Origin of the sequence: Variovorax sp. CAN15, from assembly GCF_030462475.1 — a bacterium.
Taxonomy (GTDB): Bacteria; Pseudomonadota; Gammaproteobacteria; order Burkholderiales; family Burkholderiaceae_C; genus Variovorax.
On the sequence record NZ_JASMRZ010000032.1, the window covers coordinates 1 to 13,978 of the forward strand.

The window sequence follows — 13,978 nt, forward strand, 5'->3', positions numbered from 1 at the left end:
AGATGGCCTAGATGGCCTCTACACCGTCACGCCTGCCAAGCCGCTGGAAGACGGCGCGAAGATCACCGCGGTGGCCACCGATGCAGCGGGCAACGCCAGCGCCGCGGCCTCCGCCACTGTGGACGCCCTGCCTCCGGCAAGACCCACGGTCGCCCCGACCAACGGTGCCTCGATCACTGGCACGGCCGAATCCGGCTCGGTGGTCACCGTCAAGGACGGTGCCGGCAAGCTGATCGGCAGCGCGACGGCCGATGCGAACGGCAACTACGCCGTCAAACCCGCGACCCCCGTGGCGCATGGCACGACGCTCGGCGTCTCGGCCACCGATGCGGCGGGCAACACCGGCCCTGCTGCCACGGCCACGGTGGACAGCGCCGCCCCGAACGCGCCCACCGTCAAGCCCACGAGCGGCGGCACCATCACAGGCGCGGCCGAAGCGGGCTCGCTCGTTCTCGTCAAGGACGGCGCCGGCAACAGCGTCGGCAGCGCGACGGCGGACGCCAACGGCAACTACGTCGTCAAGCCCGCAACGCCCCCGGCGCACGACACCGAGCTGAGCGTGACCGCCACCGACGCGGCTGGCAACACCAGCGCGCCCGCCACGGCCAAGGTCGACAGCAAGGCCCCCGATGCCCCGACGGTCAAGCCGACCTCGGGCAGCACCATCGCCGGCACCGCCGAAGCAGGCTCGCTGGTCACCATCAGGGACAGCGCGGGCAACCTCGTCGGCAGCGCGACCGCAGGCAGCAATGGCGAATACAGCATCACGCCCGCGACACCCGCGATGAACGGCACCCAGCTGCGCGTGATTGCCACCGACGCGGCCGGCAACGCCAGCCAGCCCGCCATGGCCACGGTCGACAGCGTGGCGCCCGTCATCGCCGTGACGATCGTCAACGACGTCGACAACGACGGCTTCATCAACGCCAAGGAGAAGGGATCCGACGTGACCGTGCGGGTCACCCTCGTCTCCGGCGCCGCTGAAGGCGATGCGATCAGCATCACCGACGGCACCCGCAATCTCGAGCTGAAGCTGTCCGCGACGGATGTCGCCAAGGGCTTCGTCGATGTCTCGTTCCCCAACCCGGCCGAAGGCGCGCCGATCCGCGTCGCTGCGATCAGCCAGGACCTGGCGGGCAATGCCTCCAGGCCGACGGCGAGCGACAGCGCCGTGCTCGACACCACGGCACCGGCCGCGCCGGCCACTGTGTCCGCCTCGGACAACTTCGGTCCGGTGCAGGGCGCGTTCGGCAACGGCGGCTCCACCGACGACACCACGCCGACCTTCGCCGGCAGCGGGGCGACGCCGGGCGATATCGTCAAGGTCTACGACGGCGCGACGCCGATCGGCAGCGCGACCGTCAAGTCCGACGGCAGCTGGGAACTCACGCCGACCGGCCTCGGCCAGGGCGCGCACAGCATCACGCACACCATCACCGACGCGGCCGGCAACACCAGCGCCGCCAGCGCACCGCTGTCCTTCACCGTCGACACGTCGGCGGTGGCCGTCAGCGTCACCAAGGCGGGGGAAACCAGGCAAGGGCAGCAGATCAAGACGCGCCCGGCCGGCTTCACCGACGACGTCATGCCCACGATCGTCGGCACCGCCACGGCTGGCGCCGTCGTGACCATCAAGGAAGGCTCCACGGTCCTCGCCTCCACCACGGCGGATGCCAACGGCAACTGGAACCTCATGCTGCCCACGCAGGCGGAAGGCGCGCACAGCTACAAGGCCACCGCGGTGAACGCCGCCGGCACCAGCAGCGAGACCACGTTCTCGCTGACCATCGACACCACGCCGCCGGCCGTGCCGGTGATCGCGTCGGTCGTCGACGACACCGGTTCGGTGCAGGGCGCGCTTTCCAGCGGCGCCGCGAGCGACGACACCAGGCCCACGCTCAGCGGAAGCGGCGCGACGCCGGGCGACCTCATCACCGTCTTCGACAACGGCAGCGCCATCGGCAGCACCACGGTGCAGTCCGACGGACGCTGGAGCTTCACAACGGCCAGCCCGACCTCGCCGCTGGGTGAGGGCGAGCACAAGCTCACCGTGACGGCCACCGACCCGGTGGGCAACCAGAGCCAGCACTCGGCCGCCTTCGTGGTCAACGTCGACACCACGCCGCCGGCCCGCCCGGACGCCGTGGCCGGCTACGTCGACGACGCCGGCGCGGTCCAGAACGCGGCCAGCACCGCGTCCTTCACCGACGACACCACGCCGGGCTTCAAGATCGCCTCCGTCGCAGCCGGCCTGACGCCGTCGCTGTACGTCGACGGCAACAAGGTCGCCGCCACCTACGACCCGACCACCGGCACGCTCACGCCCGCGTCCCCGCTCGCCGAGGGCGCGCACAGCATCGGCTACACGCTCACCGACGCGGCAGGCAACGAGAGCCCGCGTTCGAATGACTTCCGGCTCACCGTCGACCTCACGCCGCCGCCCGCGCTCGATTCGTCCCTTATCCAGGTGCTGGACGACGTGGGCCCGGTGCAGGGCACCCTGGCCGCCGGCGCGAAGACCGACGACAGCAAGCCCGAGTACACCGGCAAGGCCGACCCGGCGCAGGTCTCGGTCATCAACGTCTACGACAACGGCACGCTCATCGGCAGCACGGCGGTCAACGCCGACGGCAGCTGGCGCTTCACGCCCGACCTGCCGCTGGCCCTGGGCGCGCACAGCCTCACGGCACGCGCCGTGGACGCGGCGGGCAACATCGGCGCCGCCACGCCGGCATCGACCTTCACGCTGGTGGGCGATCCGCCCGCAGCGCCGGCCATCATCGGCGTGATCGACGACAGGGGCAGCGTCACGGGCAACGTCGCTCGCGACGCCAGCACCGACGACACCACGCTCACGCTCAACGGCACCGGCACGGCCGGCACGGTGGTCACCGTGTATGCCGACGGCGTGGCCGTGGGCTCCACCAGCGTCGCCGCCAACGGCACCTGGAGCGTCACCACCAGTCCGCTGAGCGGCGACGGCGTCAAGAACCTGAGCGCCCAGGCGGTCGATGGCGCAGGCCAGGCCAGCCCGCGCACGGGCCTCTATCCGGTCGTGCTCGACACGACGGCTCCGGCCACGCCCGACACGGTCGTCGCCTTCGACGACCAGGGCCCGGTGCAGGGCGCGATCGTGGCCGGTGCCACCACCGACGACACCACGCCCACCTTCAGCGGCAGCGGCCTGAAGGCCGGCGACACCGTGCGCCTGTATGACGGCGGCGCGCTCATCGGCAGCTTCACCGCCGCCACCGACGGCGCCTGGAGCATCACGCCCAGCACGCCGCTGGGGCGTGGCACGCACCGCATCACGCATACCGTCACCGACGCCGCGGGCAACACCAGCGCCGCCAGCGCGGTGCTGGACTTCACGGTCGACTCGAGCGACGTCGTCGTCAGCATCGAGCAGATCGCCGACGACCAGGGCAGCATCAAGGGCAACCTCGCGCCCGGCGCCCGCACCGACGACACCACGCCCTCGCTCGTAGGCAAGGCCACGGCCGGCGCGATCGTGACCGTCAAGGAGGGCTCGACCGTCCTCGGCTCCACCGCGGCGGACGGGGGCGGCAACTGGCGCTTCACGCTGCCCCTGCAGAAGGAAGGCACGCACAGCTACACCGCCACCGCGGTGAACGCCGCGGGCAAGCAGGGCGACGCCACCATCGCGCTGACCATCGACACCACCGCGCCCGAGGTGCCGTCCATCGCCGGCGCCGTCGACGACGTCGGCCTGGTGCAGGGTCCGGTCGCCAACGGCGGTCCCACCGACGACGCCACGCCCACGCTCACGGGCAGCGGTGCCACGCCGGGCGATGTGATCAAGGTCTACGACAACGGCAGCGTCCTCGGCAGCACGACCGTCAAGGCCGACGGCAGCTGGAGCTTCACGCCGACCACGCCGCTGACCGAGGGCACGCACCGCCTCGGCGCCACGGCCGTCGACCCCGTGGGCAACGAGAGCCCGCAGTCGGGCTCCTTCACCGTCAACGTGGACACCACCCCGCCCACCACCAAGGCCACGCTCGCCGCCATCGGCGACGACACCGGCTCGAGCGGCAGCGACTTCATCACCAGCGACCGCACCCTGGTGCTCACCATCAAGGTCGACTCGGCCGTGGAGGCCGGCGCCAAGGTGCAGGTCTCGCTGGACAACGGCAAGACCTGGAACGACGCCACGCCGTCGGGTGGCGGCAGCTACCAGTTCGACAACACGGCCGTCTCGCTGGCTGATGGCAGCTACACCGTGCTGACGCGCGTGGTGGATGCGGCCGGCAATGCGACCCAGCCGGGCTCGCAGCTCGTGGTCATCGACGCAAGCGGCCCCACCACCGGCAATGCCGTCGACATCACGGCCTACACCGACGACGTCGCGCCCAACCTGGGCGACTACGGCAGCGGCACCAGCACGAACGACACCACGCCGGTGCTCAAGGGCACCGTCTCGGGCCTGAAGGCGGGCGACGTCGTGCAGATCTTCGAAGGCTCGGTGCTGCTGGGCACGGCCGCCGTGAACGGCACCGCCTGGACCTTCGCATTGCCGACGCTGGCCAACGGCAGCAGGCACACCTACGTCGCCGTGATCGCCGATGCGGCGGGCAACAAGGGCACGGCCTCGGCCGACTTCTCGCTGGCCGTGAACACCGCCGCGCCCTCGCAGTCCGTCGCGATCGTCAGCTGCACCGACGACCAGGCACCCCAGACGGGCACCTTCGCGTCGGGCAGCGCCATCAACGACACCTCGCCGCTGCTGAACGGCACGATCAGCGGAACGCTCAACGCCGGCGACTCGGTGGTGATCTACCGCGACGGCGTGCGCCTGGGCACCGCCACCCTGTCCGGCGGCTCCGCCTGGACCTTCCAGGACGCCGGCCTCGTCGACGGCAACAGCTACAGCTACACGGCCCGCATCGAGGATGCCGCGGGCAACCAGAGCGGAGCCTCGGCGGTCTTCGCGCTCACGATCGACCAGCGCGCGCCCACCACGGCGCCGGTCGTCGAGAGCTTCCTGGACGACGTGGCACCGGTGACCGGGTCCATTGCCCAGGGCGGCACCACCAACGACGCGCGCCCCGAACTCAAGGGCTCGGGCGCCGAGCCGAACGGCACCGTCAGGATCTACGACAACGGCACGCTGATCGGCACTGCCACGGCGGACGCCACCGGCAAGTGGAGCTTCACGCCCGAAGCCGGCAAGGAGCTCGCCAACGGCGCCCACAGCCTCACGACGAGCAACGTCGATGCAGCCGGCAACGAAGGCCCGCAGTCCGCGGCGCTGGCGTTCACGGTCGACACCGTCGCGCCCTCGCAATCGACCGCGATCGTCTCGATCAACGACGACCGCGGCACGCTGCAGGGCGCCGTGGCGGACGGCGGCTTCACCGACGACGCCGCGCCGCAGGTGGCGGGCACCGTCTCCGCGCCGCTGCAGGCCGGCGAGAAGGTGGTCGTGCTGCGCGACGGCGCCGTCATCGGCACCGCGAAGATGACCGACGCCACCCACTGGACCTTCGACGACACCGGCCTGAGCGACGGCCGCACCTACACCTACACAGCGCGCGTGGAGGACGCGGCCGGCAACCGGGGCGCCGTCTCGGGCAGCTACGCCATCACCGTCGACACCTCCGTGCCGACGCAGGCGGCCACGATCTCGACCGTGTTCGACAACGCAGACCCGGTGCAGGGCGACGTTGCCAGCGGCGGCACCACCAACGACTCCCAGCCTGAACTCAGAGGTACCGTGTCGGGCAGCCTGGCCGGCAACGAGTTCGTCGCCGTCTATCGCGACGGCGTCAGGATCGGCACCGCGTCGATCTCGGGCACGAGCTGGTCCTACACCGACACCAGCGGCCTCGCCAACGCCTCGACCTACAGCTACACCGTGCGCGTCGAGGACGCCGCGGGCGGCGGCGGCACCGCCTCCTCGCCCTACGTCATCACGCTGAAGCTCTCGGGTCCGTCCACCAAGGCCAGCATCACGGCCGTGAACGACGACGTCGATCCGCAGCAGGGCTCGGTGCCGAACGATGGCTACACCAACGACACCGCACCGCAGGTCACCGGCACCATCTCGGCCGCGCTGCAGGCGGGCGAGAAGGTCGTGGTGCTGCGCGACGGCAAGGAAATCGGCTTCGCGACCATGACCGACGCCACGCACTGGAGCTATGCCGACAGCGGCCTCTCCGACGGCGCCACCTACGTCTACACGGCCCGTGTGCAGGACGCGGCTTCCAACTCGGGCGCCGAATCGAACGCGCATGCGATCCGCATCGACACCGCAGCGCCGGCGCCGACGGTGAAGCTGGTCCGCGCCATCGACAACGTCGACCCGGTCTCGGGCGACATCCCCGCCAACGGCACCACCAACGACGACACGCCGACGCTGGAGGGCACCCTCTCTGCGCCGCTGAGCGGCACCGAGCGGCTGAACGTGTTCCGCAACGGCCTGCTCGCCGGCGTCGCCAAGGTCACCGGCACCGCCTGGACCTTCGAGGACGCGGGCCTCGCCAGCGGCACCACCTACACCTACGAGGCGAGGGTCATGGACGCGGCCGGCAATGCCGGAGCCGCCTCCAACAGCCTGCGCTTCACGGTCAACACCTCGGGCGTCACGCAGACCGTCCAGATCCTGAGGGTGGACGACCAGGCCGCTCCGGTGAAGGGCAACGTGCCCAACGGCGGCACGACCAACGACACCGCGCCGACGCTCGGCGGCTCGATCTCCACCGTGCTGAACGCGGGCGACGTGGTCGAGGTGCTGCGCGACGGCAAGGTGGTCGGCAACGCCACCGTGACGGGCACGACCTGGAGCTTCCGCGACACGGGCCTTTCCGACGGAACGACCTACAGCTACGCCGCGCGCGTCGTCAACTCCGGCGGCAACGAGGGCGCGAAGAGCGCGGCCTACGCGATCACGCTCGACCTCGTCGCGCCGAGCCAGACGGCGGCCATCACCGGCTACACCGACGACCAGGCCCCCCAGCAGGGCAGCTTCGCCTCGGGCAGCATCACCAACGACACCACGCCGCAGCTCAACGGCACGCTGAACGCCGCGCTCGCGGCGGGCGAGGCCGTGGTGATCTACAGGGACGGCAAGCGCATCGGCACCGCCACCATGGCCGGCGCCACGGCCTGGAGCTTCCAGGATGCGGGCCTCTCCGACGGCGCCACTTATAGCTACACCGCCAAGGTCGAGGATGCGGCAGGCAACGAAGGCCAGGCCTCGGCCGCCTTCACGCTGACCATCGACCGGACCGCGCCCGCCGCGGCACCTTCAATCGACAGCGTCATGGATGCAACGGCACCGGTCGTCGGCCCGATCACCTCCGGCAGCACGACCAACGAAACCCGTCCCCAGATGAAGGGCGCAGGGGCCGAGCCCAACGGCACGGTGAAGGTCTACGACAACGACACGCCGATCGGCACCGCGGTCGCCGACGGCTCGGGCAAGTGGAGCTTCACGCCCGACGCCGGCAAGCCGCTGGCCAACGGCGCGCACAGCCTGACGGCGAGCAGCGTCGATGCGGCCGGCAACGAAGGACCGAGGTCGGCACCGCTGGCCTTCACGGTCGGTACCACCGCACCGACGCAGGCGGCAACGATCACCGCGATCAGCGACGACACCGGCGCCAGCGCGAGCGACTTCATCACCAGCGACACCACCCTCGTCGTGACGGTGACGCTGGACGCCGCGGCCGGAACCGGCGAGAAGGTGCAGGTCTCGCTCGACAACGGCACGAGCTGGCGCGATGCGACGCTGGTCTCGGGCAACACCTACCGGCTCGACAACACCTCCGTGCCGCTCGCGGCGGGCGACTACGTCTTCCAGGCACGCGTCGTCGATGCCGCCGGCAATGCCGGCAAATCGGCCAGCCAGCGCGTGGTGATCGACACCCAGCACTCGGCGGGCGTCGCCATCGACATCGCGTCGATCAGTACCGACACCGGCGTCGCGGGCGACTTCATCACCAGCGATACCAGCCTGACCATCAACGGCAGGCTGACCGGCACGCTGGCTTCCGACGAAACCGCGCAGATCAGCGTCGACGGCGGCGCCACCTGGGCCAACCTGATCGTCAGCGGCGGAAGCTGGAGTTACGTCGACGGCCGGGTGCTCACCGACGGCAGCCACGAGTACAGGGTGCGCGTGGTCGATACCGCCGGCAACCTCGCCGCGCTCGATGCCCGCACCGTGGCCATCGACACCTCGACGCCGACCGCCGGCAATGCGGTGGCCATCACCGCCTACGCCGACGACATCGAGCCGAATGCCGGCGACTACGCCAGCGGCACGAGCACCAACGACACCACGCCGGTGCTCAAGGGCACCGTCTCGGGCCTGAAGACCGGCGAGGTCGTGCAGATCCTCGAAGGCGGCGTGCTGCTTGGTACCGCTGCCGTGAACGGCACCGCGTGGGAGTTCAAGCTGCCGACGCTGGCCGACGGAAGCACGCACACCTACACCGCGGCCATCGCGAGCGCCGCCGGCACCAAGGGCACCACCTCGGCGAACTTCACGCTGACGGTGGACGCCGTCGCCCCGTCGGCCGCACCGGCGATCGACAGCGTCACCGACAACGTCGATCCGGTCCAGGGCCCGATCGCCCAGGGCGACACGAGCAACGACGCGCGTCCGGAGCTCAAGGGTTCGGGCGCCGAGCCCAACGGCACGGTGAACGTCTACGACAACGGCGTGCTGATCGGCAGCACCAAGGCCGATGCCTCCGGCAAGTGGGGCTTCGAGCCCGCATCCGGCAAGGAGTTGGCCGAGGGCGTGCACAGCCTCAGGGTGAGCAGTGTCGACGCGGCCGGCAACGAAGGGCCGAAGTCGGCGCCGATGGTCTTCATCATCGACACGGTGACACCGTCGCAGACCGTGACGCTCTCGCGCGCCATCGACAACGTCGACCCAATCTCGGGCAGCATTCCTGCCAACGGAAGCACCAACGACGATTCGCCCAGGCTGGAGGGCACCCTCTCCGCCGTGCTGGCCAGATCGGAGCAGCTGCGCGTGTTCCGCAACGGCGTGTACGTGGGCAACGCGACCGTCAGCGGTACCGACTGGGTCTTCAACGACATCGGCCTTTCGAACGGCACCACCTACACCTACGAGGCCAGGGTCATGGACATGGCCGGCAACGCCGGCGCCGCCTCGAACAGCCTGCGCTTCACCGTCATCACCTCCACGGTCACGCAGACGGTGCAGATCGTGCGTGTGCAGGACAACGTCGAACCGGACCGCGGCGCAGTGGCCGACGGCGGGACGACCAATGACGCCGACCCGGTGCTCATCGGTTCGATCTCCGCCGCCCTGAACACGGGCGAGGTGGTCGAGGTGCTGCGCAACGGCGCCGTGATCGGCACCGCCACGGTGACAAACACCAGCTGGCGTTTCTTCGACAAGGGCCTCACCGACGGCGCGACCTACAAGTACACCGCCCGAGTCGTGAGTGCCGGCGGCAACCAGGGGGCGGAGAGCGTGGCCCACTCCGTCACGCTCGACCTGACTGCCCCCGTGCAGAAGGTGGCCATCACCGACTTCTCCGACGACCGCGATCCGCAGAAGGGCAACTTCGCATCCGGCAGCACGACCAACGATGCGACGCCCCAGCTCAACGGCACGCTCTCGGCGCCGCTCGCGGCCAACGAGGTGGTTGCGGTCTACCGCAACGGCACGCGCATCGGCATCGCCGCGGTGAGCGGCAACGCCTGGAGCTTCGAGGACAAGGGCCTCGACGATGGCAGCACCTACCGCTACACCGCCCGCGTCGAGGACGCGGCGGGCAACCAGGGCAGCGCTTCGGCGGAGTTCACGCTCACCGTCGACCGGACCGCGCCCGCGACGACGCCTTCCATCGACAGCGCCATGGACGACGTCGCACCGGTCACGGGAGCCATCGCATCGCGCGGCACGACCAACGATGCGCGTCCCGAGCTGAAGGGCTCGGGCGCGGAGCCGAACGGCACCGTTCACATCTACGACAACGGTACGCTGATCGGCACCGCGACGGCTGATGCGTCAGGCAACTGGAGCTTCACGCCCGCGGCGGGCAAGGAGCTCGCCGATGGCCTGCACAGGCTCACGGCGAGAAACGTCGATGCGGCGGGCAACGAGGGCTCGCAGTCGACGGCGATGGTCTTCACGGTCGACACGATCGCGCCGACGGGCACACCTTCCATCGATCGTGCCGTGGACGATGTCGCTCCGATCACGGGCTCCATCGCGTCAGGAGGCATGACCAACGACGCCCGCCCCGAGCTGAGAGGGACGGGAACCGAGCCCAACGGCATGGTGAACATCTACGACAACGGCAAGCTGATCGGTTCCACGACGGCGGACAGCTCCGGCAAGTGGAGCTTCACGCTCGAAGCTGGCAAGGAACTGGCCGACGGCGCCCACAGCCTGACGGCGCGCAACGTGGATGCCGCCGGCAACGAAGGCCCCGCGTCGGCAGTGCTCGCCCTCACCATCGATACGGTCGCTCCCGCGACCGCGCCTTCCATCGACCGCGCCGTGGATGACGTGGCTCCCGTCGTCGGCGTCATCGCCGCTGGCGGTGCAACCAACGACGCCCGCCCCGACCTGAGCGGCGGAGGTGCCGAACCCAACGGCGTGGTGAAGGTCTACGACAACGGCACGCTGATCGGCTCCGCGACGGCGGACGGCTCCGGCAAGTGGAGCTTCACCCCCGACGCCGACAAGAAGCTGGCTGACGGCGCCCACAGCCTGACGGCGAGCAACGTCGATAGCGCTGGCAACGAAGGCCCGAAATCGGCACCGCTGAGCTTCACGGTCGACACGAAGGTGCCGGCCACCGAGGCAAAGATCACCGGCTACATCGACGATGCGGGCCCGGTCAAGGGCACCTTCGGCAGCGGCACCACCACCGACGACGCGAACCCGGTGCTCACCGGTACGCTGACGGCGGCGCTCGGCACCGGTGACACCGTGAATGTCTACGAAGGCTCCACGCTGCTGGGAACGGCGACGGTGAGCGGCACCGCCTGGACCTACGACCTCGGCGTTCTCGCGGACGGCTCGACCCACACCTATCGCGCCGCCGTGGCGACCGCCGCGGGCACGCAGGGCAGCCTGTCCGGCAATTTCAGCCTGACCGTCGACTACGCCATCACGGTCAACCGCCAGACGACCGTCGACACCACGCCGCTCGTCTCGGGCAGCATCCCCTTCAAGCTGGCCAATGGCCAGTATCTCGAGGTCACGATCGCCGGCAAGACCTACAGCTCGGCCGATGGCTCGGTGGTGGTCGACTCGCAGCACGAGACCTGGTATGTGCAGGTTTCCTCGGCCATCGCAGTGGGGACCTACGACGTCCGCGCGGTGGTCAAGAATGCCGCGGGAGCACAGCTTACCGACGACGCCACCACCGGCGAGCTGATCGTCGCCGCGGCACCGACGGTGACTGTCGGATCGGTGGCGAGCGATCCGAACCAGAAGGCGACCGCGTACACGCTGGGAGAAAACGGCATGTGGCGCATCCACAGCAACCAGACGATGCTCGACGCCAACGGGAGCGACAGTGCTTCGCTGGGCAGCTTCCAGCAGACCTCCCTCTTCAGCAACTACGGCAGTCCCTATGCCGGACGCAACTACGTACAGAACGCCACGTTCATGGACTTCAACCGCGACGGGCACATGGACCTGTTCGCGGAAGACAGCACCTATGACGACGGCCAGCAAGCCTTCATCTTCGATGGCAGCAGGTATACGGCAGTGCAGGTCGGCGCACCGTCCGCGGCGGGCGGCGACAAGCTCACCGCAGGCAGCGCGAACACCTACAGCTGGTTCGGCGGCGTGGTGGCCTTCGACAAGACCGGCGATGGCTTCGTCGACATGGCCTACGGCGACCAGACGCCGAACGACGCCACCAGCGGCGGCGGCTACGACTCGCAGATCGTGCTGAACATGGACGGCAGCATCCTGGGCATGGTGAAGGATGGCGGCTACACCGACGCCAAGGCGTCCAGCTCGAGCGCGCCGTATTCGAGCAACTACTACAACGCCACCTTCGACATGGAACTGTCGGGCGTCGACCTGAACAATGACGGCAAGATCGACCTGGTCTATCACGCGACCGCTGGCACCACGAAGCTCGGCGGGCCGTACGACGACCCCGGCGCCAACGCCTACGTGGCCAGGAGCACGAACCAGTACCGCCTGGTCGTCGCCACCAACAAGGGCGATGGCACTTGGGAGAACACCCAGATCATCGAGAAGACCTTCCAGCGCGCGGACGACGATCCGGGCTATGGCAACGGCATCTCCATGACCTGGGCCGACTTCAACGGCGACGGCTACATGGACCTTTTCCTCAGCCGAGGCTACGGCACCACGACCGATGCGCAGTACCAGAGCCGCATCCTCTTCAACGATGGTGCCGGCAAGCTGAAGATGGACTACGGGTCGAAATATGCCGGTGTCGGCGAACAGCCGTCGGGCATGTACTTGCTCAACGACTCCTACTTCGGATGGAATGGCACCACCCCGGCGATGAAGCGACTGCAAGGCGGACCCTCGATCGCGGTGGACTGGAACGGCGACGGCAAGATGGATGCCATCGAGCTGCCAGGCTTCGGCCCTACCGGTGGCCAGACGATCTATGGCATGTCGGGACCGATCAATCTCTACACGAACACGAGTTCGGCGAGTCAGGTCAAGTTCGACACCACCAACCTGCTCGGTGGGCAGAACGAGATCGGCTTCTGGAACGGCAGCGCGGCGAAAAGCAACCTCGTCACCGGCGCCGTGGCGGTGGACATCGACTGGGACGGGGACCGCGACCTGCTGGCATTCACGCAACTGGGCACCACGAAGTTCATCACCAACACCAACACGGTGGCCGACGGCACGTCGCTGCACTTCCGCATCCTCGATGCGCAGGGCATCAATGCGCTGTACGGCAACACGGTGCAGCTCTTCGATTCGAAGGGCAAGCTGGTGAGCACGCAGATGATCAACCCGCAGTCCGGCAACCAGACCAACGACAGCTCGGCGATCGTCGATTTCTACGGGCTCGATGCGAGCGAGACCTACACCCTCGCACTTCTGCGCATCGCCAACGGCAAGGCGGCGGACGTCGGGGGTGCGGACAGCCTCGGCGGCAACACGATCGAGAACGTCAATACGGCCTGGACCGGCCTGAAGACCGGCGCGGCGAACCATGCCTTCGTGCTGACCGCCGAGTCCGGGACCAACGTCACCAATGCCGACATCGGCAACGGCATCGTCGGCACCGGCTACAACGACACCTTCTTCGCCACCCTCGGCAACGACAAGTACGAGGGCGGCGGGGGCACGGTGACGGTGTCTGGCGTCAGGGCATGGAGCAACACCGGCGGCGTCGACGTCGTTGACTACAAACTCGCCGGCAACACGCCGCTGACGATCGACCTGAGCAAGGGCGGCGCGCAGAACACCGGCTTCGGCACAGCGACCTTCAGCAACATCGAGGGCCTTGCCGGCGGGAGCGGCGCAGACGTCTTCACCGACAACGCTGCCGACAACCAGTTCGAGGGGCGTGGCGGCAACGATGTCTTCAACCTCACGGGAGGAGGCCGCGACACGCTGCTCTACAGGCTGCTCGCCTCCAGCGATGCCACCGGCGGCAACGGCGCCGACTCTGCGAACTCGTTCACGGTCGGAACCTTCGAGGCCACGGCCAATGCGGACCGCATCGACCTGCGGGAACTGCTGGTGGGCTATCAGGCGGATGCCGACGGCGCGGCGCGCTACATCAATGGCGTGGCCACGATGGACGCGGGCGAGACCATCGGCAACTACCTGAGCGTGGTTGTCAGCGGCGGAAATACCACGCTGTACATCGACCGCGACGGATCGGGCGGCGCCTACTCGGCGACGCAGCTGATCACGCTCAACGGCGTGACCACCGACCTCGCGACGCTGCTGGCCAACCACCAGCTCGTGCTGGCCTGAGGCTCCTTGCCGGAAGGGAGAAGGGTG

General features: G+C 69.1%; 1 protein-coding gene. It reads left to right on the forward strand.

Features of this window, described 5'->3' with window-relative positions:
• Window positions 1–70 precede the first annotated feature (70 nt).
• Complete coding sequence (locus QMO14_RS19405; RefSeq protein WP_301509084.1) at window positions 71–13,951, forward strand: Ig-like domain-containing protein; 13,881 nt, start codon at window positions 71–73, stop codon at window positions 13,949–13,951.
• Window positions 13,952–13,978 lie beyond the last annotated feature (27 nt).